The 23,683-nt window shown below is 51.5% G+C and carries 17 protein-coding genes and 3 pseudogenes; 4 read left to right on the plus strand and 16 right to left on the minus strand.

Translation table 11 applies throughout. The features are described from left to right. From BN871_RS17410 to galU, 6 genes and pseudogenes are all read right to left on the minus strand, one after another. Positions 1 to 487 (minus strand): annotated as a pseudogene (locus BN871_RS17410) (hypothetical protein); the annotation flags it as partial. 614 nt (positions 488 to 1,101) lie between these two features. Next, positions 1,102 to 1,755, minus strand: a pseudogene (locus BN871_RS30280) (class I SAM-dependent methyltransferase); the annotation flags it as partial. A gap of 28 nt (positions 1,756 to 1,783) precedes the next feature. Further along, complete coding sequence (locus BN871_RS17420; RefSeq protein ID WP_048747703.1) at positions 1,784 to 3,070, minus strand: ABC transporter ATP-binding protein; 1,287 nt, start codon at positions 3,068 to 3,070, stop codon at positions 1,784 to 1,786. Between the two features lie 15 nt (positions 3,071 to 3,085). Then, complete coding sequence (locus BN871_RS17425) at positions 3,086 to 3,586, minus strand: ABC transporter permease (protein ID WP_232313151.1); 501 nt, start codon at positions 3,584 to 3,586, stop codon at positions 3,086 to 3,088. Between the two features lie 313 nt (positions 3,587 to 3,899). Next, complete coding sequence (locus BN871_RS17430; protein ID WP_021878609.1) at positions 3,900 to 4,331, minus strand: hypothetical protein; 432 nt, start codon at positions 4,329 to 4,331, stop codon at positions 3,900 to 3,902. Between the two features lie 8 nt (positions 4,332 to 4,339). Next, entirely contained in the window at positions 4,340 to 5,221 is an 882-nt protein-coding gene (galU, locus tag BN871_RS17435) for a UTP--glucose-1-phosphate uridylyltransferase GalU (RefSeq protein ID WP_021878610.1), read from the minus strand. Positions 5,222 to 5,342: 121 nt separating this feature from the next. On the opposite strand from galU, the gene BN871_RS17440 reads away from it, so the two are divergent. Next, positions 5,343 to 7,838: an O-antigen ligase gene (locus BN871_RS17440; RefSeq protein WP_021878611.1), complete on the plus strand. Its 2,496-nt coding sequence runs from the start codon at positions 5,343 to 5,345 to the stop codon at positions 7,836 to 7,838. Between the two features lie 208 nt (positions 7,839 to 8,046). Next, complete coding sequence (locus BN871_RS17445; protein ID WP_021878612.1) at positions 8,047 to 9,636, plus strand: S-layer homology domain-containing protein; 1,590 nt, start codon at positions 8,047 to 8,049, stop codon at positions 9,634 to 9,636. A 282-nt stretch (positions 9,637 to 9,918) separates the two neighbouring features. Here the strand turns inward: BN871_RS17445 and BN871_RS17450 are convergent, their stop codons facing one another. The 5 genes from BN871_RS17450 to BN871_RS17475 all read right to left on the minus strand — a co-directional run bounded on the left by BN871_RS17450 (position 9,919) and on the right by BN871_RS17475 (position 14,534). Next, complete coding sequence (locus BN871_RS17450) at positions 9,919 to 11,583, minus strand: glutamine--tRNA ligase/YqeY domain fusion protein (RefSeq protein WP_048748134.1); 1,665 nt, start codon at positions 11,581 to 11,583, stop codon at positions 9,919 to 9,921. Positions 11,584 to 11,892: 309 nt separating this feature from the next. Then, the gene (locus BN871_RS17455) at positions 11,893 to 12,429 is read right to left on the minus strand and encodes a glutathione peroxidase (protein ID WP_048748135.1); all 537 of its coding nucleotides are present in this window, start codon (positions 12,427 to 12,429) and stop codon (positions 11,893 to 11,895) included. Next, positions 12,416 to 12,895, minus strand: a complete 480-nt coding sequence (locus BN871_RS17460) for a MarR family winged helix-turn-helix transcriptional regulator (RefSeq protein ID WP_048748145.1) — start codon at positions 12,893 to 12,895, stop codon at positions 12,416 to 12,418. Before BN871_RS17460 ends, BN871_RS17455 begins: the two co-directional genes overlap by 14 nt. Before the next feature lie 379 nt (positions 12,896 to 13,274). Then, positions 13,275 to 13,772 (minus strand): CcdC family protein, encoded by a 498-nt coding sequence (locus tag BN871_RS17465; RefSeq protein ID WP_048748136.1) that lies wholly within the window; start codon positions 13,770 to 13,772, stop codon positions 13,275 to 13,277. A gap of 228 nt (positions 13,773 to 14,000) precedes the next feature. Then, the gene (locus BN871_RS17475) at positions 14,001 to 14,534 is read right to left on the minus strand and encodes a type 1 glutamine amidotransferase domain-containing protein (protein ID WP_048748138.1); all 534 of its coding nucleotides are present in this window, start codon (positions 14,532 to 14,534) and stop codon (positions 14,001 to 14,003) included. 336 nt (positions 14,535 to 14,870) lie between these two features. On the opposite strand from BN871_RS17475, the gene BN871_RS17480 reads away from it, so the two are divergent. Then, entirely contained in the window at positions 14,871 to 16,649 is a 1,779-nt protein-coding gene (locus tag BN871_RS17480) for a PdaC/SigV domain-containing protein (protein WP_048748139.1), read from the plus strand. A gap of 179 nt (positions 16,650 to 16,828) precedes the next feature. On the opposite strand, the gene BN871_RS17485 is transcribed toward BN871_RS17480, so the two are convergent. The 5 genes from BN871_RS17485 to cls form a co-directional block, all read right to left on the minus strand. Continuing rightward, a complete protein-coding gene (locus tag BN871_RS17485) occupies positions 16,829 to 17,293 on the minus strand; it encodes a DUF2188 domain-containing protein (protein WP_021878619.1) in 465 nt (154 codons plus the stop codon). Between the two features lie 29 nt (positions 17,294 to 17,322). After that, a complete protein-coding gene (locus BN871_RS17490; RefSeq protein ID WP_021878620.1) occupies positions 17,323 to 17,871 on the minus strand; it encodes a general stress protein in 549 nt (182 codons plus the stop codon). Positions 17,872 to 17,987: 116 nt separating this feature from the next. Further along, the gene (locus tag BN871_RS17495; RefSeq protein WP_021878621.1) at positions 17,988 to 20,075 is read right to left on the minus strand and encodes an ATP-binding protein; all 2,088 of its coding nucleotides are present in this window, start codon (positions 20,073 to 20,075) and stop codon (positions 17,988 to 17,990) included. Between the two features lie 13 nt (positions 20,076 to 20,088). Beyond that, complete coding sequence (locus tag BN871_RS17500) at positions 20,089 to 21,147, minus strand: B12-binding domain-containing protein (RefSeq protein WP_021878622.1); 1,059 nt, start codon at positions 21,145 to 21,147, stop codon at positions 20,089 to 20,091. A gap of 101 nt (positions 21,148 to 21,248) precedes the next feature. Further along, positions 21,249 to 22,694 carry a cardiolipin synthase gene (cls, locus tag BN871_RS17505; RefSeq protein WP_021878623.1) on the minus strand — a complete coding sequence of 482 codons (1,446 nt, stop codon included), beginning with the start codon at positions 22,692 to 22,694 and terminating at the stop codon, positions 21,249 to 21,251. Between the two features lie 299 nt (positions 22,695 to 22,993). Here cls and rpiA point away from each other — a divergent pair. Beyond that, positions 22,994 to 23,629 (plus strand): annotated as a pseudogene (gene rpiA / locus BN871_RS29975) (ribose 5-phosphate isomerase A); the annotation flags it as partial. Positions 23,630 to 23,683: the final 54 nt, after the last annotated feature.

A 23,683-nucleotide genomic window follows, 5' to 3' on the forward strand; every position in this document is an offset into this window, starting at 1 on the left:
GTTTGTAGACATTTAAATCGGCACAAAAGTCGAAGTAATTTGATGGGCTGTTGAATTCATTCGTCATCTTATTGGAAAGCCATCTCCCAATCGTTACCGGCATAAGTCCGTACCGATAAGAGTTTTCAGCTAGGAGATATCCATCACCCATAGGATTAAAATAAGCTTCAAAATCCTGTATAAAATAAGCTTTTTTACAATTTTGTTGTATGTCACGGACAAACTTCGCCGTATACCAAGCTGTTGCAAAAATTAAATCGTACTGTTCACGAGGCTCGAAACCCATGTAAAATTTTGCATTAATGGCCCCAAAATATCCCTCGATAGTCTCTTTCAGTTTTGCTGCGGATTCTCCAAGGCCAATATCCTCAATATATGCGTGGCACTCATACCCACGATCTGCAAGAGCTTGCAGGTTTTGAAAAATCGTTCTATGACCACCCGAACCTTCAGCAGGATATGGGATAAACCAAGCAATTTTCTTCAAATTTTCTCCCCTATTTCTATCGAAATTTACTGTTCTGTTTTATACAATAAAGCCTGTAAGTTTTTAATTTCATTATCTCTCTCTGTAATCATGGTCTCCATCTCCAAAATGGCTGCATATCTCTCTTCCAAAATAGCGTTTTGGGACGCAATTGACTCATCCCTTTCTTGAATCATCCGTTCCATATCCCTCATTGCCGCAAATCGTTCTTCAACGAGCTCTTGCTGTCCTCTGATAACTTCATCCCTTTGAGCAATCATTTCTTCCATGGAACGAATAGTATCAAATCGCTCGTCAATTAGCGCTTTTTGACCATCAATGACAGAGTCTCTTTCTTTTATCATATTTTCCAATGATTTCATTACTAAAATTCTTTCCTCAATTAATTCTTTCTGACTTTCAATTATTGAATCTCTTTCCTTAATCATGTCTTCCATAATATCCATTGCTTTCTGCCGTTCAAGAACCAAAGCTTCGCTAGCTTGAATCGTCCTATCACGTTCAGCAATCATTTTTTCCATTTCATTTATAGCTTTAAATCTGTTATCGGCCATTTCTCTCAAATCATGAATTTGATATTGTGCTAGTTCATAACCTGCTTTATAGAAATAAATTTCTATTTTATCTTGAATATTCTCTTCATTCAATTTTTTATACCAATAGTCCCCTTTTGGGAATAGAATTCCAAGACCCCAACTATGGATAAATTCTAGATATGGAAATTTCTTTTTAATTTCATTCCAAAAATCAGTAGATCCATACCCCGTATCTGGCGCTGTATCATGGAAGAGAATAATTCCATTCTCTTTAAGTTTGGGTAACCATGTATGAAAATCCTCTGAGACTGCCTCATAGGTATGAAAACCATCAATATGCAGCAACTCAATGGAATTATCTGCAATTTCAGGAAGAGCTTCAAGAAATGTTTTTTTCTTTAGGTCTATTTGTAGATCACTAAAAAATCTGTTGACAGTGCGGGGCACCAATTCGAAAACATTCTCTGCATAAAACCCTGCTTGACTGTCCCCTACCCAAGTATCTACTGCCACCAACTGCGTCCCATTTTGTAGACCCGCATCTTGCACGGATTGGCTGAAGGCAAAAAACGAGCACCCAAAATGGGTACCTAGTTCCACGATTAGGCTTGGTTTGGTATACCGAATTAAATCATAGGCAAAATTTCGGTGTCCTGCCCAAGGAGAAACGGGTAGATCGGGATTCAGAATATCAGATTCATATTTTGGAGAAGAGATGATCCATTTTTTCATCTAAGATCAACCTTTCTGAAAACAATAGCTATAATAATTGAACAGTCTTGATTGGATTATTAAATAAGCAATGAATAGTTTTTCGAGGAGTAATGCAATCAAACTTAAAAATGTTATGAGCCCAGCATTGAATCTTGTGCTGAAGTTCATGTTCTCCCTCTCCAAGACCAATGGTTAAAAAATATTCGCCTTCTTTAATCTCAGGCCATATAAAAGATAATTGATAAACATTCTTACCGTTTTGTTCGACTTTTATCGGTGCAATCCCCGAAGTTATCGTATTTTCACCAAAAATCTGATTTCCAAATTTGTCAGATATAATATAACCTAATATCCCATCATTAAAGTTCTTTTTGGAAGAAACAGAAAAGGATACGGTAACCTCTTCGCCAGCCTGGACGAAACCTTTATAATCCAAGTCATTTACTTTAACGTGGTATCGAATAAAGGTGGCTTCTAGCGCTCCTCCGAGCTTCTCAGGATCGAGCAGAGTCCAACCGTTAATTTGTTCGTTTAAGGATTGTGACTCTAAGGTCTCGTTATTGACACCTTTCTCCGAGGAAGCAATCGAAAAGCTTTCTGTGTGAAGGCTTTTTACATAATACTCTATAGAGTTTAAAGGATCGCCTTCGTAAACTTTTTTCCCTTTATCAAGAACAATGCAGTAGTCTGCAAGATTAGCAATGCTGTTCATATCATGAGTGACTAGAAGTTTAGTCGTGTTCTTCATATTATGTTTCATGAACTGGTTACATTTTTGTTGAAAAAATATGTCACCCACAGAAAGGGCTTCATCTACAATAAGAATATCAGGATCTAAATGTACCATTACCGAAAAGGCCAACCGAGCAAACATTCCGCTTGAATAAGTTTTCACAGGCTGGTAAACATATTCACCGATGTCAGCAAAAGCAAGAATTTCTGGAAGTTTTTTTGTCATTTCTTCACGGGAATAACTCATAATGGTTCCATTTAAATAAATGTTCTCTATTCCCGTATACTCTGGATTAAAGCCAGCTCCCAATTCAAGCAACGATGTGACTTTGCCGTTCACTTCCACGTTACCGTTTGAAGGAGAAAGAACTCCCGCCAGAATTTTTAACAAGGTAGATTTTCCAGATCCATTCTTCCCAATAATTCCGATGGTTTGTCCTTTTGTAATAGTAAGACTAATATTGTGAAGGGCATAATGTTCTTTATGGTACTCTTTGCTTCCGAATAGTGAAAATGCCTCTTTTAATCGGTCTTCTGGCTTGTTATAAAGCTTGTAAACTTTGGACAAATTATGGGCTTTAATTGCAATTTCATTCGACATATAAGATCACTCCTGCTACAAGACATCCGCAAATTGCGGCCTTAGTCTTTTAAAAACGAATACGCCGATAAAGAATACGCTGATCACTTCCAACCAGAAAGCAACCATATTCAAAGGGCTCTCCCAGAACCACTGATGATAAATAAAAGAGCTTCTATACCCTTCAACAATATAAACCATTGGATTCAGTTCAAATAAAAATTTGTACTTGTCGGGAACCATGCCTAAAGACCAAAAGACAGGTGTGATCCAAAAACCCAAGGATATTGCGATGGAGATAAACTGAGAGGTATCTTTAAAAAAGATAAAAATCGACGAAGTAAACCAAGTCAAGCCTAGTAACAAAAGCAATAAACCGAATAAATAATAAAAAAGTTGCAGGGAATATATAGTCGGAGGATACCCATAGAACCAATTAATAATTAAAACAATAAGAACAAAAAATACATGGATTAACAATGCGGATAAAATTTTAATAACAGGTAATAGTCCTACGCGAAAAGAAACTTTTTTCACAAGAAAACTATTCCCTGCAATAGCATGAGTACCGCTACCTAAAGCCTCAGAAAAAAAAGAACCACGCGATTATTCCCGAAATCAGCCATACGACATAGGGGTAGTCGCCCACTGGAACGGAACGGAAGCCAAACTGAAATACGAACCAGAAAACTAGAATAGTAATAGCTGGGTGGATAAACGCCCAAAATATTCCTAAATAAGAGCCTAAATATTTTTCTCTTATGTCGTTTTTCGTTAGCTGTAAAAGCATTTTTTTATCGATTCCTAAAGAAAACAAAAATTCACACTCCCTCTCCCCTATTATCCGTCCTTACATATTTGACTTTTCTTGAAACTGAGACTGTTTTCTTAGAAGTGTCAGCTGTTTTCGTACCTTAAGAACGATTGTTAGCATAATCAAAAAGAAAATCAAGAAAATTGAAATCATAAAAATCATGAAGATCTGCATGGTATCTTTATTCACCGTTTTCTCTAGTACGTCATTCAATTTCTTATTATTAACAAAAACATCACCGTTGAAGTAAATTCCACCAAAATTATCGATTAGTATGGATTCTTTTCCATCTTTGGTCACAAATCTAACCCCGCCTTCACTGCCTTTCAGAGTAAGCCAATTATTAGAATCATTATATTGAGCCTCTCTTTTTTCGTTTCTAATTTGCTCCTGGCTCGTTGCAGCGTAAACAGGCGTGGTTAAAAACAGACACAAAATTATTATCAAAATTATATGTACAGGTTTCATATGCACCCTCACCTTTTTTGTTTGACGGAATCGAGTAGGCCATCCAGATATTCAATCAACTCAGAGCCAATGTCTGATCTTTGCAAAGCTATTTCTATTGTGGTCTTTATATACCCCATCTTCTCCCCTACATCATATCGCTTCCCTTCAAAGTCATAAGCTAGCACTTTTTCAGTATGATTTAGTTCATTCAGAGCATCCGTGAGTTGAATTTCACCACCGGATCCTATATTTTGTCTACCCAGGTAATCAAAAATCGCAGGACTGAGCACATATCTGCCCATAATGGCTAAATTAGAAGGCGCTAAGTGACGAGCCGGCTTTTCAACCATTCCATTAAGTTCGTACAGACGATCCGATTGTACAGAATAGCTAATAATTCCATATCGTTCCACCTCATTAGGTTGAACCGTTTGAACTCCTACTATTGAACTCCCACTAGCATCATATTGATTAATTAATTGCTTTAGGCAAGGAACTTCGGCTTGAACAATATCATCTCCCAATAGAACCGCAAAGGGTTCATTTCCGATGAATTTACGAGCACACCATACAGCATGCCCTAATCCGCGCGCTTCTTTTTGACGTATATAGTGAATATCTGCCATATTAGAGGATTTTTGAACTTCATTTAAAAGATCATATTTTTCTTTTGATCGGAGATTTTCTTCCAATTCAAAAGATATATCAAAATGATCCTCGATAGCTCTCTTACCCTTACCTGTTACAATAATGATATCTTCTATTCCCGATTCGACTGCTTCTTCTATTATGTATTGTATGGTGGGTTTATCCACAATAGGTAGCATTTCTTTAGGCATAGCTTTTGTCGCAGGGAGGAACCGAGTCCCCAACCCTGCGGCCGGTATGATGGCCTTCTTTACTCTCACTTTGTTACCTCCGAATGAGTTTAATCTATCTAATCAGTTAGTATTTATCTTTTTCTTAGATAAAGCTAAAATGTATATATTCTGTGCTAAATTGTGCTAAGCCACTAAAAAGGAGTTTAACATGAATCGACAACCTTCACCACCCAAGTACGTCAAAAAGGAAGAATTTGACGTATCGCTTTTGAAGTGGGCAGCAATTCTAATGGCAGGAATATTCTTCTTTTTTTATTCCTTCCGAACAGGGCTATTTAACGGTTACGGGTTTTCATTTGAGAAAAAGCTTGTAGGAGCTGCTTTATTCTCGTTGATTTTCATTCTCGTCATGTCCCTTCAACTCTTCAAAACCTGGAAGGATAAGAGCTGGAAGTCCGTCCTTTCCATCGGCATTTGGCTTCTCCCGCTTTCTTTTGCCCTTTCCTCCATAAATGCCGTGTCTGATAACTACGCCAATATCATGACAATGATCAGCTGTTTGCTGGCCGGTTTTTTTGTGTTCGGCCTCTACTTTAACGATAGCAAGTATACCAGGGTTGCTCTGGAATTTATTCTTATGGGTTCCTCATACGTCTTGGTCTGGTTTGGCATCCTCAATCTATTCGGCCAGCATTGGTACCCGGATGCCCTTTGGTTCCAGATGGAGAACTACAGGATGACATCGGTCTTCCAATACCCCAACACTTACGCCGCTCTCCTAATCGCCGTCATGCTAGCCTCCGCTTTTTACGCCACTCATGCAAAAAACGCATGGTGGAAAGGCATCCATGCTTTCATGCTCGTCCCTGTATTCATCTCTTTCATGTTGACCTACTCGCGCGCTGCTCTAGTTATCATTCCTGTTGCCGTGTTGGCCACTCTTCCTTTCATGAGACTATCCAAGCAAATCGGCTATATCCTTCATCTTGTCGTGACCGTAATCGTATCCTTTTCTATTCTAAGTCTCATTGAAACGAAATCTGCAGCCATTCTTAAACAGGTTCTTCGTTTCAACGAATCAGGCAGCCAAGTTCCTCCGGAAAAGCTTGCTTCTATGGGCAGCGCAGAGGTTCTTACCTTATGGGGTGTATTGATAGGAAGTTCTATCGTCGCATCCGCTCTCTGCTTGACAGTGTCTAGATGGATCGAGCCATGGCTGGAAAGCAAGCTCCACAACTTCTCCGAACGCAAGCTCTCTTATATCATTGCTCCTGCAGCCATGATTATTCTTGCCGCAGGCGGTGCCGCTATCGTACTCTCGAGCAGCATGGTCCGCGGACTGCTGCCGCCGAACCTTGCCGATCGTCTTGAAAATATCAGCTTCAAGCAGCACAGCGTCTTGGAGCGCGGCACCTTCTACGAGAACGGATTCAAGATTGCAGCCGATTATCCGCTTCTTGGCGGCGGCGGCGGGGCATGGAATGCTCTCTACCAAAAGTATCAAAGCAATCCATACACTAGCAATCAAGCCCATAGCTACTTCATCCAAACCCTGGTGGAAACAGGGTACGTCGGCTTGGTTCTCCACTTCGGATTCTTCGCATTGGCGTTCATCTTATTTATCCGCACGTGGATACGCCATCCTGAAAAACGAGGCAACCAGCTCGTCTACTATATCTTTGCCGTATCGCTTCTGCTGCACAGTCTGTTTGACTTCGATATGAGCTACATCACCATAGCAGCCTTGTTCTTCTTTAGCTTAGGGAGCATGCTGGGAGGATACGAGAAAGAACTCGCCCTTCCCGCTTTCCATTTCAAAAAGCCGTCCTTAAACCGTATCTATCCCATAGCTCTAATGGTTCTCACCGTTTCAATTGGTGTCATTACCTACCGCAGCTATGCATCTTATCTTCAATTTGACAAAGCACTAGCAATGGGCCAAGAGCAGCGATCCATCGAGGAGATTTTTCCTCCATTGGACCGCGCCATCGAGCTTTCTCCGTCCAACACCCAGTATCTTCTGGTCAAAGCGGACTGGCTGACGCAGGTGTATAATCAGACGAAAAATGCCGAATATTTAATGCAAGCTGAAAAATCTCTCCAGCAAGCGCAACTTCATGAGCCCTACTCGCGTCAAATAATACAAGCCCGCTACCAGAACTCTGCTATAAAAGGCGAAAGTGACCAGAGCCTGGCTGTTATCGAGGAAGGTCTGACTAAATTCCCATGGGATATCAGCCTCTATGAGATGGGCATCAAGCAGTATGCTGAGACCGGCTTGGCAGAAAAGAAAGCCGGCAACGGCGACTATGCCGCCAAGTGGAAGCGTACCGAAGATCTCTACCAGGACATTCTAGCAGGGATGGACAAGCTTAAGGATCTCCCGAAGGAACAGCTTCAAGGGAAGCGTTTTGATGTGGCTCCCATCAGCAGGCAGGGTTTAGGTATCGTTCTCTATCATACTCAGAGATATCAGGAAGCTGTAGATCTTTTGAAACCGATCACCAGCGACTCCCTTGTGCCAGATCCAGCCAACTCGACTTCCGAAGAAGCCGAAAGAGCATCCATTGCCCGCCAGGCAGTTCGTTTCTATCTGGCTTCTCTCCACCATTTGGGCCAAAATGACGAGCCATTGAAAGAAAAATTGATACAAGCTGATTCAAACGAAGAGAATCTGCTTAATCAATTAGTGGCAGAAGAGTGAATGTTATTTTCATAACCCATATCAAAATCCCAATAATTACTTAAATTCCATATATGCCCTTTACTTTACTTGGGATTTGTGATTAAATACCTTCTATCGTCACAATTAACAATATCTCAACAATTATAGACATTTTTCTCATTCTCGAAACTTTACGATTTAATAGGCGTATTACAAAACGTCTCTTGAAAGGAGGTGAAATACAAAAATGAAAAAGCTTGTTACAAAGAAAACAGCAGCTCTGCTCGTTTTCATGATGGTAGTATCGGCTCTGTCGCCGATTCTGGCCTTCGCAGCTTCTGGATTCCAATCCGCTTCCTCGTATTACAACCAAGTTACGGCTTCGGTATACGTAGATGCGGATACATATGCGGCTAAGAGCGTCTACATCGACGGTCAAAACCGTATCGCCATCCAGGTCTACGCTGCAGGCTCGACGGTACCTACAACGGTATATGCAACTTACAGTACATACACCGACGGTAAGTACTACTACAATCTGGACGAATCCGTGGCCTACTCCACTTACTACACTCTGCAGTACTCCGACAAGAGCGCTGATAATGGTGTCGTAAGCAAACTGGTCTACAACGGCTACACACCAGGCGGCGGCTTCCCGGGAGGATTCTTCCCTCCGGTAACCGGCGGTGACCTGGTAGGTGCTGACGGCAAAGTCAACCGTGAACAGCTGATCGCTCTTCTTGCGGCAAATGCCGATGCCAAGATCAAAACGACTCTTGACACCGTGTACCTGCCTGCTGACGCTCTGCTGAACGGCAAAACGCTGACCATCTACAACGATGCAGGCGTATCCATCACGCTTCCTCTTTCCGCTCTGAAACTGGCTGATCTCGCTAAATCCCTCGGGGTTGAGCTGAAGGATCTGGTTATCCGCGTGGAAATGAAGAAACTGACGGGCGAAGCAGCTGACGCTGTTTCGAATGCTGTGAAAGCTCTGGGCGCTACGCAACTGGCCGATTCTTACGACTTCCGTGTCGTAGCAATGGGCGGTGGCAAAGAAGTGGCTATCGAGAAGTTCGGACAACTCGTATCCCGTACGATTCCTCTGACTTCCGCAGCTACCGCAACGGCAGCGGGCGTTATGTTCAACCCGACTGCGAAAGAGCTGAGCTTCGTGCCTAGCACCTTCGCAACGGCTGACAACAAAACGATCGCTACGCTGAAGCGTGACGGTGCTTCCATCTACACCGTCGTTCAAGGCAAAACAGTTCGTTTCAACGACACGTTGAATCACTGGGCCAAGAACGACATCGCGACTCTGTCCGAGAAGCTGATCGTTGAAGGCACAGGCAAAAACCTGTTCGAGCCTAAACGCAGCATCACTCGTGCGGAATTCGCAGCGCTGGTCGTCCGTTCGCTGGGCGCAGTTCCTGTAACGTCTTCGACCTACACGTTCAAAGACGTTCAATCTTCCAAATGGTACGCTGGCACGGTAGCTACGGCTGCTGAGCTGGGTCTGGTCATCGGAGATGAAAAAGGAAACTTCAACCCGAACAGCCCGATCACGCGTAAAGAGATCGCTGCTATCGTCGTTCGCGCGGCGGAGTATGCCGGTAAATCCCTGAAGCTGTCCGATGCGGAAGCAAACGCAGCTCTGGCTGGATATACCGACGTTGCGAATCTCCAATGGGCTAAAGCTGAGGTTGCTGCAGCTGTCAAAGCCGGTCTGGTAAAAGGACAATCCGCGACGAAAATCGCTGGAAACTCCTTCGCCAACCGTGCCGAGGCAACGACACTGATCGCACGCTACCTGCCTATCTCTGGTCTGACGAACTAATCCTTCTTTATACCAGTAGAAAGAGCGGTCCTTCGGGGCCGCTCTTTTGGTTTTCTGACCGTTTTGTCGGAGTGCTATCCGTGTGGACGGAGACTACCGATTCTCTTATGAGATTGATCTCCTTCTCTAGGAAAGAATCAGTAACGGCAGCACGCCTCCCCCCAGAGGTCTCTTTCATTCACATGCCCAATCATTCCAACGGCAAGCAAAAAGAGTCGTTTTGCAAGGTGTCCGAGGACGCCCACGCAAACGACTCTTTTAATAGAAGCAATAGATCTCTTATCAGCCCTTAGTCGGATCAAACGAGCTCTTCAGCGAAACGACCCGGTTGAATACCGGCTTGCCCGGATCGGACAGCTTGGGATCGACATTGTAGTAGCCATGGCGGAAAAATTGGAACTTGTCGCCCGCTGCGGCTTCCTTCATTCCCGGCTCGACGAAGCCGTTCAGAATGTCCAGCGAGTTCGGGTTCAAGCATTCCATGAACGGCTTGCCGGTCTCCTGGGCTTCGCTCGTAATCAGCGGCTCGAAGTGGCGGAACTCGGTCGCTACAGCATGAGTCGCTTCGACCCAATGCAGCGTGCCTTTGACCTTGCGTCCGGTAAAGCCGGTTCCGCTCTTGGTCTCCGGATCGTAAGTGCAGCGGAGCTCGACCACGTTGCCGGCTTCATCCTTGACGACCTCTTCGCACTTGATGAAGTAGGCATGCTTCAAGCGAACCTCGTTGCCAGGGAACAGCCGGAAATATTTGCTCGGCGGATTTTCCATGAAATCGTCCTGCTCGATATAAATTTCGCGCGAGAATGGAATCTGCCGGGTTCCCATTTCTTCGTTCTCGTTGTTGTTCTCGGCCTCGAGCCATTCCACTTGGCCTTCGGGATAGTTTGTGATCGTCACTTTGAGAGGCCGAACGACCGCCATCGTACGAGGAGCCTTCAGCTTGAGATCCTCACGAATGAAATGATCCAGCATTTGCTCGTCAACCATGCTGTTGGCTTTGGATACGCCAATTTCACGGCAGAACGTGCGGATCGCTTCAGGCGTGAAGCCTTTGCGGCGGAGCGCGCTGATCGTCGGCATTCGGGGATCGTCCCAGCCGTCAACGGCGCCTTCTTCTACAAGCTGCTTGAGCTTGCGCTTGCTCATAACCGTATTGGTCAGATTCAGGCGACCGAATTCGTACTGGCGAGGGCGGGCTTCCATTTCGCAGTTCTCGATGGTCCAATCATACAGCGGGCGATGATCCTCGAACTCAAGCGTACAGATCGAATGCGTAATGCCCTCGATCGCGTCACCGAGCGGATGAGCATAATCATACATCGGGTAAATGCACCAAGCATCCCCTGTCCGGTGATGATGGGAATGGGAGATCCGGTACAGGACAGGATCGCGAAGCGTAATATTCGGCGAGCTCATATCGATCTTGGCACGCAGCACGCGAGCTCCGTTAGGGAATTCTCCCGCACGCATCCTGGCGAACAAATCGAGGTTTTCCTCAACGCTTCGATCGCGGTAGGGACTGTTCTTGCCGGGCTCCGTCAGGGTTCCGCGAAGCTCGCGCATTTGCTCCGGAGTGGAGTCGTCCACATACGCCAGCCCTTTGCGGATTAAGAGGACGGCGCGTTCATAGAACTCCTCGAAATAATCGGATGCGAATCGCAGCTCTTCCCATTCAAAGCCGAGCCAGCGGACATCCTCCTGAATAGATTCCACGAATTCCGTATCTTCCTTGACCGGATTCGTATCGTCGAAACGAAGATTCGTGCGGCCCTTGAACTCATCCGCGAGCTCAAAGTTGAGACAAATCGATTTGGCATGTCCGATATGCAAATAGCCGTTCGGCTCGGGAGGAAACCGGGTTGCGACTTGCTGCGTGCGGCCGCTCTCCACGTCGTCGACGACAATAGCGCGAATGAAATTAGAAACCGGAGGATTCTTAGGATCCATGCGACCACAACCTCTCTGATAAATTGTATCCTACCATTCTACACAAAATACGGCTTGAATATAAGGGGGATCCTGCAAGAAAAGCCGACAGCCCGGCGCAGTCCTTCTGCATCGTTCTGTCGGCTTATGAGCAGGGCTCCCCTGCTGCATCCTTCTGTCGGCTAATGAGCGGGGTTCCCCTTCAACATCCGTTGAAAGAGTACGGCTCTCGCCCTTCACACCCTAATAGGATCCTTAGAGACCGAATTGGAGAAAAGGCATGTTAGAGTTGCAGCTATATCTGAACGAAAAGGCTGCCCGAGCCAGTCTCTAGAGAAGCTTCTCGATGTCCGCCGCGATATCTTGAGGAAGCACATTCGGCTCGAAGCGTTTCACGATCGATCCATCCCTGGCCACCAGGAACTTGGTGAAGTTCCACTTCACATCGTTGCTTTCGAGCTGTTCCGGCTGGAACATGCCCTGGAATTTCTGTCCGCTCGGAGAAGAGTCGAAGCCTTGGAATGGGGCGTCGGAGACCAGCTGCTTGAACAGCGGATGCGCAGCATCGCCATTGACGTCGGTCTTCGCGAACAGCGGGAAGCTGACGCCGTAGTTCAGCTGGCAGAAGCTATCGATTTCTTCGCTGCTGCCCGGCTCCTGGCCCGCGAATTGGTTGCTCGGGAAACCGAGAATTTCCAGGCCTTGATCCTTGTACTTGTTATATAAAGCCTGAAGCCCTTCATATTGCGGCGTAAGGCCGCATTTGCTGGCCGTATTGACGATCAGAAGAACCTTGCCCGTGTAGTCGGAAAGCTCGCTCTTGTCCCCTTTGATCGTCTCAAGCGTGTAGTTGTCAATCTTCGCCATGTTCCGAATCCTCCTCATAATGGTGTTGGATAACGGCGTTCAGCTGCTGCAGCTGCAGCCTGAGCGCTTCAAGATCGCGAAGCTCCATGCCTGTGACCTCGCACAGCTTCCGCGGAATGCTGCCGGCCTTTGCCCGCATGGCTTGTCCTGCCTCCGTCAGGTTCACCCTCAGCATCCGCTCGTCGGCTCGATCCCGCACCCGGTTCACCAGGCCCATCGACTCGAGCTTTTTAAGCAGCGGCGTCAGCGTGCCGGAGTCCAGGTACAACCGGCTTCCCAGCGATTTGACCGGTTCCCCGTCCCTTTCCCATAGAGCCAACAGCGTGACATACTGCGTATACGTGAGGCCTAGTTCTTGCAGGAGAGGACGGTATAACCGGGTTACTTCCTTGGAGCAGGCATACAGCGCAAAACAAAGCTGATGATCCAACTGGAGAAGCGAATGATCGCCCTGCTCGCCGGGCATCGCGGTCTGGTCATGGTGGGAATCCAGCAAGGGATCGACTCCTTCCGCAACTATATTGCATACAATTAAATTGGATAATACTAACTTAGCACATCCCTAAGCGCACTGTCAAACGATTCCGATCGCATCTCTTCGCTATGTAGACCCGCCTCGGTCCCAAATAGCGGAGGCTCCTTCATCGAATATTCGGTTGCTGGATAAGGATCGCCGCCACTGTAGAAGAAGCTGCCTGCACCTGCAACCGAAAACCGAATCGTCCGGACACATGCTAGCGGCCCAACTCCATGCCTTCCGCAGGAACAAAACTCCCCCGCCGGAAACCCGGCGAGGGAGAGATGCGCAGAAGCCGCCTGATGCGGAAGGCTCGATTGATTCTGCTTCAGGACTGAAGCGAGGAAGCCCGGCTTCGCTGCAGACGCCTGAACTTCGAGGCCATCGCCAGCCGCCATGGCACCAGCATGCCGAATGCCAGCAGGAAGAACAAGGACGCCGTCTGCATGACCGTCACATACTGCTCCACGAAGTCATGGAGGACCAGACGGATGGCAAGCAAAATCAGGATAATGAAGAAAAAGGCTTTCGAGCGGCGAAGATAAACGTCATCTCCGACAAACTCCATCTTGGAGGTGGTGATCAGCGGCGCCGCGAAAAACAGCGCCCCTGCCGCGAAGGCAGCCAATCCCCACAGCCACGGAATATGAGTCTGCGGCACGACGAACATGAGAAAGCCCGTGGACATGCCTAGAGGTGGAATCAATATTTTGCGCATGGTTGTCGGCTTCCGGGTAGAACGCACCCGCAGGACGATAACGGCGAGTCCGCCGATCAGCGGAATCAGCAGCGACCATAGCGACGATGGTTGGATATTCAGGTTCATCGGAGATCGACACTCCCAAGGAGAAGATGCCGGCTTTTTGCCGGCGGGGCTTTCCATCTAATGGACGAAGCCGCTTTCTTCATCCTACTTGAATTCGGATGACAACGCAAATCCGCCAACTCGCCAAAAAACCGCCGGATGAGCAGCTGAGACTGCTTCTTCGGCGGCATGGCTTTGGACGCCGGAAACGCTGCGTTTCCGCTCATTTCCATCCGGCATATCCCTTCCTTATCGGGATGCTTGGGGCAAGCCTTTTTTAATCTGCTCCAGCGTTTCCCGGATAAAGGCAGGCTCGTCCTTCGGCGTTCGGGAAGAAATGAAATTGCGGTCCACGACAACCTCTTGATCCACATAATGAGCGCCTGCATTGGCCAAGTCGTCACGCAGCGGCGGGTAGCAGGTCAGCGTGCGCCCTTTGGCCAGACCCGCGCTGATCAGAATCTGAGGTCCGTGGCAGATCGCGGCAATCGTCTTGCCTTCCTCATCGAATTTCTGCACGAATTTTTGAATGTCGTGATCGTTGCGAAGAGCTTCAGGAGATGATCCTCCCGGAATCACAACGGCCTGGTAGTCGGAAGCATCGGCGTCTTGAATGCCGAGATCGGTCGTATACTCCGCTTTTTTCTGCTTGCCCTCAAGCTTCTCGCCGGCCTTGAGGCCGATAATCACCGTCTCGTGACCATCCGCGCGGATAGCGTCATACGGTGCTTTCATCTCGCTGTCCTCGAATTGCGGTCCAAGCAGGAATGCGATTTTCGCCATCATAATCCTCTCCTTTGCTGTCGGTCAGTCGAATATAAGTTATATTACCCGTTGGCCCGGAAGCTCAACCTGAACTTTCAGCAGCGAGGCGGGAGCGGCTTTTCGCTCAAGCAAAGAAAGATCAAGGGCTTGTCAGGACTATTCTCCCAACGATAGTTCGACAGATCCCTTCAGCATTTGATTCTCTTTTTGCCCCATTCGAGAAGGAATTCCAAGCTTCTCCATGGAATGGGAAGAGAACGTTACCCGTTTGTAACCTTCGCGCCGTCAGAACGGTCTAGTATACAGAATGAAATCGACCTCTGCTGCCAGAGGCTTATAGATGGAGGAAACAACATGGCGAAACGCAACGAATCGAAAAAGCGAATCCAAGCTTTGCTCCTCGGCTTGACCGGCGCTGCCCTGCTCAGCACGGCCTCTCTGCCCTCCGCTCATGCATCCGCTTTGGCGCCTGGACAAGCTCGCGTCTCCGTCGGCCCGGCCGCCTATGCCTCCCTGCCTGCTTCAACGCAGGCTAAAGCGGCAAGCGTCTCGGTCACCGCCAAAAAAATCGTTCAATCGACATCGGCTTTGAAAGCCGTTCTGTTCGTTCCCGTCGTCTCCGGGCTCAAGGACGCCTCCTACCAGAAATCGCTCAATGAAAAGATGGAGCGCACGGCCATGGCGGACTTGGATGCCGTGAAGAAGCAGGCCGCCTCCGGCCTGGCCGCAGCAAAAAAAGCCGGCAATGAGTTCCATCCTTATGAAATCAAGCTGCAATATTCCGCTGGCTTATCCGGAACGGGTACGGACAGTGCCATTGTTTCCCTCAAGCTCAATACCTACATCTTTGCGGGAGGAGCGCACGGCATTTCCAGGATTGACACCTACAACGTCAAGAACGCCGGCACCGCTTCAGCCGTCACCTTGAAGACGCTGTTCGGGGACTCTTACCCGGCGGCAATCAACACGGAGATCAAGCGGCAAATCGCCCGGAACGCGAATGGTTATTTCAAGGACGCTTTCACCGGCGTGGCGGCGGATCAGTCCTTCTATATCAAGGACGGCAGCGCACAGATCGTCTTCCAGCCTTACGAGATCGCTCCTTATGCGGCTGGAATTCCCGTGTTCGCGGTTCCGCTCCCGGCCTCATCCAAACCGATTCCTGCCGCTTCCGTCCAGGTAGATGCCAAACCGGTCCGTACGGAGGACGAGTTGTATAAAGCCGACATCGATGTTCCCGTCCTGAGCGGGCTGCTCGATGCCAAGTTCCAGGAGGAATGGAATGCGCAGATGGAGCAGGCTGCGGCCAAAGAGCTGGACTCGCTGAAAAAGGCGGCCGCCGAGCGCAAAAAAGCGAACCCAACGAGCTTCATCCCTTCCGAGATCAAGACGACCTTCGAAGTCGCCTCGGACGGTTCGCCGGCTGCCGGTGGAATGGTCTCTATTAAAATGAGCACGTACACCTACGAAGGCGGAGCGAACGGGGATACGCATGTAAGCGCGGCGACCTTCCGAAACGCCTCGCAAGCTTCGCCCGTGACGCTGGCGGCATTGTTCGGCAGCCATTACGAGAGCGAGGTCGGGGCGGCCGTTCAGGCTGCGATCTCCAAGGACAAAGAGAATTACTTTGCCGATGATGACGGCTTCAGAGGCGTGACGGCGGACAGCGTGTTCTACGTGAAAGCCCAGGACGTCTATGTCGTCTTCCAGCAGGGTGAAATCGCTCCCCGCGCGAGCGGCAATCCGGAGTTCAAAATTCCTCTTCCCACCCACGGCGAGGATTCAAAACCTCTGCAGGTCATCGTCGGCAGCAAGGCTTTGAGCGGCGTCCAGGCTGTCCCCAACAAGGACGGGGTTGCGATCGTACCGGTAAGGGATGCGGCCGAAGCGCTCGGCTACAAGCTGAAATGGGATAAGCGCACCTCGACGCTCGAGCTCAGCAAAGGCAGCCAATGGACTGCCGTCACGATCGGCAGCGACTCCTACACCTACAACAAGATGGCCCCGGTCGCGCTCGGAGCCGCTCCGTCCTACGACAGCAAAGGCCGGATGACGGTGCCGCTGGCCTTCTTCACGGAAATCCTCCATGCCAAAGCAAGCTACGGGGACGACAGCGTCACCCTGCAGAAGTAGCAAATCCCCCTTTGCAGACCTAGCGGTCGGCGAAGGGGGATCTGCTTTTAATCCTACTCAGGGGGACTCATTTCAAGCCGCTTTAACGGACTTTCATTTCAATTCGCTTCAAGTGGACGGTCACATCCATCCGCAGAAGCGGCATGGCCTGGAGCCCTGCGCTCCAGCACCCTGCCCGCTCAGGAGTAGTTATGGGATGTCTCCACCGTTCCGTCGGCCCGATGGACGATGGCGCTGCCGCCGCGGTCGGAAGCCGATTTCCTGGCGGCCTCCACCGCCTCTGCCTTGGTGGAATAGGTGTCGCCTTTGTCCGCGCCGGCATCCTTCACCATCCATTCCCCGTCGTGAGGAACGACATGCTGGATGGAGCCTCCGGTTTCGCTGCCGCGCTGTCCGGAACGGCCTTTCGCATCCGAATCCTTCTCCCGGCCGTCGCGCTCTTCGGATTTTTCCGCATGTCCGCCTCCGCCGCCGGGATGCTCCTCCGCCCATTTCTCCGCCTGAGAAGTGGCGATGGCAATCGCCCGGCCCTCCTCGTATCCATCCTTCAGCAGCGCGTTGGCGATCTCCACCGCTTTGTCCCGCACCCGCTTGTCGAGATTTTTCATCGACGGCGGATAATCGTTTTTAGCCCATGGCATCATCGTGCACCTCCGCTTGAAAAATAATCGATCTAAACGATCGTGACGTCTCCCGCACCCGGACGTCCCGGATCGTTGCCGGCATCAAGCTTATGGGTGCGGATCGCTCCGGCGCGCTCCATGATGCCCAGGATGTCTCTTGCATCATGCCGGTCGCCTTCCGCAAACACGAGAATGCGGCCGTCCTTCACCTCGTTCTGGAACCGCTCCGCTTCGCTCTCCGGGAATCCCATCCCGACCAGTCCGCCGACGATGCCGAGCGTGCTGGCTCCGACGGCAGCGCCGCTGATCGCGGCGACGATCGGCCCGGCAGCGAGCAGAGGCCCGATGCCGGGAATCGCCAGCGCTCCAAGACCCGCGAGCAGGCCGACCGCCCCGCCCGCCAGCCCTCCCGTCGTCACGCCGGCGGCAATGCCTTCCGGAGCCATCGTTCCCGATTCGTCCATCATGCCCTCGTAGCGTTCCTTGTCCTGGGTAAGCACCGACAGCTCGTCCCGCTTGAAGCCGGATGCCTGAAGCTCCTCGATTGCTCGAAGAGCATGATCGTCATCGCGGAATACTCCCGCATATCTTATCGTCACGTCGCTCGCCTCCGATTTTTCTGCCCGGTTTCCCTATCGGCCGGACGGGAATTAGGATGTCTTCTTCGTCCTTCTTACCCGGAGCGGAGGAGGCGGAATCGGGATCGGGCGGAAAATCAGGCTTCGAGCAGCTCCCGGATCTCCCGGCAAGAAGCCTCCAGCAGCCCTTCAAGGCGCTCCGCTTCAGGACCGTAGCTGCCGGCGGAATATCTCGCCTTCTGCTCCAGATCGCCTGCAAGGCGGGCAAGCGCGACAAAGCCGATGCTCAAGGAAGCGGATTTGATATGGTGGGACAGGAGCTCCACCTGCTCATGGTTTTCTTCAGCGGCAGCCCGCCTCAGCTGCTCGACCTTGGCGGGTGTGTCCTGCTCGAACAGAAGCACGAGCTCCAGCAGCATGCCGACATCGTCGCCGCTCCACGGAAGAGGTGCGATGTCCGCCAGAGTATCCACGCTGACGAGCTTCGGTTCGTCCGGCGCCGTGTTCGGCGGGGCGAGCGGGCGATGTCCCATCGCGTCGGGCAGCCAGCGGAGCAGAATGCCCGCCAGCTTCTCCAGCGTCACCGGCTTGGCCAGGTAATCGTTCATCCCTGCGCTGATCGAGCGGTCGCGGTCGCCGATCATGGCGTTCGCCGTGAGCGCGATGATCGGCACTGCCGCCATCTCCTCGCGGGCTTCGAGCTTGCGGATTCGGCCTGCCGCCTGGAAGCCGTCCAGCAGCGGCATCTGGTTGTCCATGAGGATGAGGCGCGGCTCATGCTTCTTCCACAGCTCCACCGCCTCCTCGCCATTGCCTGCCGCAATGACGTTGCTGAAGCCGAGCTTGCGCAGCTGCAGCATCGTCACATGCTGATTGACCGGATTGTCCTCCGCCAGCAGGATTACGGTCGCGGTGTCCTTGCCGGCAAGCCCGTCGACGGCCGTCGGCCGTCCCGCCGAATCCGCTGAGCCGCGCTGCTGCTCCTGCTGCTGGAGCTCGACCTCGACCCAGAACTCCGAGCCCTCGCCCAAACGGCTGTCGACCCCGATCTGGCCTCCCATCATTTCAACGAGATGTTTCGTGATCGATAAGCCGAGACCCGTGCTGGAGAACTTGTTCGTCAAGGAGCTGTCGACCTGGTAGAAGGGCGTGAACAGTCTCCTGGCATTCTCCTCCGATATGCCGATTCCGGTATCCCGGATCTCGATGCGGATCTTCTGGCGCCCGCCGCTGCGGGAAAGCAGGTAGAGACGCACTTCGATTTCACCGTCCTGGGTGAACTTGACGGCATTGCCGACCAGATTGATCAGCACCTGCCGGAAGCGGCCGGCGTCCCCGACGACAGGCGTATGGATGCGCGGATCGATATAACAGCGCAGGGAGTCCTGCTGCAGCTGCGCTCTGGACTGCAGCAGCTGCATCGTGTGCTCCAGCGCGGCGCGCAGGTCGAACGGCGCCGTTTCGAGCTTCATTTCTCCCGCCTCGATCTTGGACAGATCAAGAATGTCGTTGATGATGGTGAGCAGCAGCTGCCCGGAGTCCATGATGATGGATACCGACTCCCGCTGCTGCTCGGACATCTCCGACTGGGAAAGCAGCTCGCTCATGGCGATGATTCCGTTCATCGGAGAGCGGATCTCATGGCTCATCGTAGCCAGGAACACGCTCTTCGAGCGGTCGGCGTTCTCGGCGTTCTCCTTGGCCAGCTTCAGCTCGATGTTCGTTTTGGCCAGCTGGCGCTGCAAGGAGACGAGCTCATTGTTCAGGGCGGAGAACTCGTCGAACGTTCTCATCTCCTGCTCCATCTTCTCCACGATCTGATTGGAGAGCTTCTTGATCGTGTCGCGAAGCGTCACCATCTGCTGGTTGTTGATCTTCATCAGCTCATCGTAAAAGAACGAATACCCCGGGTTGTACGTGGAGCCGACGACGAGCAGATGGTCGTCGAAAACGCCCCCGTTGAAATAAAAAAGAACCGGCCTGTCTTCCAGGGTCAGGTTCAATTCCCAATTGAAAATCGCCTTTTCCTGATCAAGCCGGTTTAGAAAGTCGTGAAATTTGAGAGCGTTCATTTCGTCCATCACGGAAATCACATGGCCGCCCCCGCTCAAGCGAGCGGAAATGCCATAGTCGTCTCTGACGATGGTCGAAATTCTTCCTGTGCGGCTGCAGAGAAGGGAGATGACCTTCTGGTCCGTCTTCGGAGCCGCATTGATGCTGTCCATGAACTCACCGCCTTCATCGTTTCGTCAGCTCTCCTGCCTTGAGCACGGATTCCTCCGCGTCGCGTCCATATCCGTCCGCGCCTACTTTCTCCCATAATTCAGGGTCGATATTGAATGGAAACCCTCCGACAAGGATCCGAATCCCGTCGCATTCGGGATCGCGCCGCACCTCGGCGATCAGTTCTTTGACCAGCCCGACGTGATAGGTCATCGTGCAGGAGATGGCCAGCACATCGGCTCCGTACTCCTTGAGGGACCGGATCAGAGGCCCGATCGGCATGTTGGCTCCGACGTAGTACGTATCCCATCCGTTCAGCTCGAAGATATCCGTCACCATGCGCAGTCCGATCTCGTGCAGCTCTCCGCCGACACAGGCCGCGACCAGCTTCTTTCCCTTGCGGGAATGATGGAACAGATAGGGAAACAATTGCGACATGATCAGTTGGGTGGCGGCGCTGCAGTAATGCTCCTGGGCTACCGTCAGCCTGCCGAGCTGCCAGAGCCTGCCGATTTCGTATTGCGACTTCTGGAAAATCTCCAGGTAGATCGTCTGAAGCGGCATCCCGCCGTCGACAAGCCCCATGATGAGGCGGCTGGCTCCGCTCCGGTCTCCTTGCAAAAGCATGGATAAGTAAGCCCGCGCTTCGTCGGCTGCGGCGCTGCTGTCCAGATGGGAGTCCGTCAGCTCCGCATCGGTGTCCAGCTGCCTCAGAGCAGCATCGATATAGGGAGAGACGAGCTCGTAGTCGCGTTTCTCCAGGTGTTTGCCCAGAACGTTTTGAAGACAAAGCATATTGATGTACAGGTCCTCCGTGGAAACCTTATATTGAATCAGCAGCACCCGAAGCCAGGTCATATAGCTGGAGAACAGCAGCGGACTCTGGAGGCTCACGCTTTCGACCAGATACTTCAGGCTGTAGCGGGTGTCCTCAAGCGTCTTCTCGTGGCCGATCCGGCCAAAGCGCTCCGCCAGACCGGGCTGCCTCTCGTACTGAAGCCTTACGATTTCCTCCGCCAAAAAGCTCTCGCCATCGAGGATGGCTCTGCTCGCTTGCGCAGCGTCAACGGACATCGGTCATCACTCTCCTTGGGTATGGATAGGGTCGGAGCGGCGGGCCAGCGACCTCTATTATACCACACTCGGCTGGATGGCCTTTTCAAAGCATCCAGTTTCTACAAAATGGGAGAAAGCAGCCGGCTGACCGATTCCTTGAATTTGTGCCAGGCGGAACGGGAATCGTAGTCTTCCAGGGAAAGCTCCTTGCAGTGCAGCAGATCGTCCTGGAAAATGCGCTGAAGCCGCTGCGCCGTCGCGGAATCATAGATGAAGGCGTTGACCTCGAAGTTGAGCTTGAAGCTGCGGATATCGATGTTGGCCGTGCCGACAGAGGCGATATTGCCGTCAACGACAAGGGTTTTGGCATGCAGGAAGCCGTTGCCGTACTGATAGCATTTCACCCCGGCGGACAGCAGCTCCCCGAAATAGGAATGCGACGCCCAGTAGACGAAGAAGTGGTCCGGCTTGTTCGGCAGCATGACCTTGACGTCCACGCCGGATATCGCGGCCATCTTGAGGGCGTTGAGCAGGCTGTCGTCCGGGACGAAATACGGAGTCTGGAGCATGACCGATATCTTCGCCGCGTTGATCATCTTGATGTAGCCGTTCTTGATATGCTGCCATTCCGAGTCCGGTCCGCTGGAGACGATCTGCATGCCGACGGTGCCCCCCGATGCAGGGGCCGGATAGTAGCGGGAGTCCGTCATGAAAGGCTTGGAGGAGGCGAGGCTCCAGTCCAGCAGGAACCGGCCTTGCAGCTGGGCGACGACGCTGCCTTCGAGGCGCAGATGGGTATCCCGCCAGAAGCCGAATTTCTTCACCTTGCCGACATACTCGTCGCCGATGTTGAAGCCGCCGATGTAGCCGATTTTGCCGTCGATGACGACAATCTTCCGATGGTTGCGGTAGTTCAGCCTCGGGTTGATGAAGAAGATGCGGGACGGGAAAAACGCTCCGACCTGCCCTCCGGCCTTCACGAGCATGCGGAGGTACTTCTTGTTGAGGCGGATGCTCCCGATATCGTCGTAGATCAGCCTCACCTCCACCCCTTGCTCGGCCTTGCGGATAAGCGTGTGCAGGATGCGCTTGCCGAGTTTGTCCGCCCGGATGATGTAGTACATCAGATGGATATGCTCCTGCGCCGCTTCCAAGTCCCGCAGCAGGGCATCGAATTTGGTCTCGCCGTCCGTGAACACCTCGACCTCGTTGTCCTGCGTGTACAGCGAATCGCTCGACACCAGGTTCATGTAGATCATATCCTGGTAATACGTCATGAGCGGGTCATTGAACGAATAAAGCCCGTTCTCGACGATCCGCTGCTGCGTCTTGAGCCGCTGGCGGGCCGCTTTCAGCTGGCTCAGCTTGAACTTGTAGATTTTGCGGCGGCTCAGGTTCTGTCCGAGGAGCAGATACAGGACGAATCCGACACCCGGCAGGAAATAGAGAATCATCAGCCAAGCCCATGTGGCCGCGATATTCCGCCGCTCGAGGAAGATGACGGTGACGGCCAGAATCAGGTTGAGAATATAAAATACGGAGTAGGCTTGCTGAAAATAATGCAACTCGGCACCTGCCCATCTATGAAATCGCTTTGCTTGTCAGCTTCAGTATACCAGACTTTCCGCATCCTTTTTCCATTGATTAGGGCGATCTCCATGCAAGGCCCGCCTTTCATTGACAATGCCGGGCATACGGTCTATTGTGCGGAGAAGAGCGCAAGCGTCTCCCCTGCCGCCCCTTCCGGGGCGGCGGATGACGGCGCCGAACAGGCGGCCGCCGCATCCGGGAGCGCGGTGGATGTAAGCCAGCGAATATGAGAACGATGCCGCATCGACGGCATCCAGCCATGGGAGGCAGGATCATGAACCACAAGCAGGCGGCCGGGGAAAAAGCGGCCGGGGAAGTAAACAGCGGCATGAAGGTCGGGCTCGGCACCGGCTCGACCGTCTACTACACGATTTTGGAGCTCGGAAGACGCGTCAAGGAAGAGGGCCTGGAAATCATCGGCGTGCCGACCTCCGAAGCGACGGACAAGCTCGCCCGCGAGCTCGGCATTCCGCTCGGCGAGCTGTCCGAGCTTGAGCCGCTCGACCTGACGATCGACGGCGCCGACGAGGTGAACGGAACGCTCGATCTCATCAAGGGCGGGGGCGGAGCCCATTTCCGCGAGAAGATGGTGGCGGCTGCCTCCAGGAGGCTCGTCATCGTCGCCGACGAGTCGAAGGTCGTACCGGAGCTCGGACCTTTCCGGCTGCCTGTGGAGGTCGTGCCCTACGGCTGGAAGTCCACCCGGAAGCGCGTCGAGGAGACTGGCTGCTCGGCGGTGCGCCGGGAAAGCGGAGGCGAGCCTGTCCGGACGGACAACGGCAACTACATTCTGGATTGCGACTTCGGCGATATCACGGAGCCTGGCGCCCTGGACGGCAAGCTGAAAAGCCTGCTTGGCGTCGTCGAGACCGGCCTTTTCGTCGGCATGGCGGATTCGGTCTATGTAGCCGGTCCGGACGCGTCCGCGTTCTTCGGCGCGGAACGCCGGCATAAGGATCTCTAT

Origin of the sequence: Paenibacillus sp. P22 (genome assembly GCF_000469945.2) — a bacterium.
In the GTDB taxonomy this organism is placed as follows: domain Bacteria; phylum Bacillota; class Bacilli; order Paenibacillales; family Paenibacillaceae; genus Paenibacillus_O; species Paenibacillus_O humicus.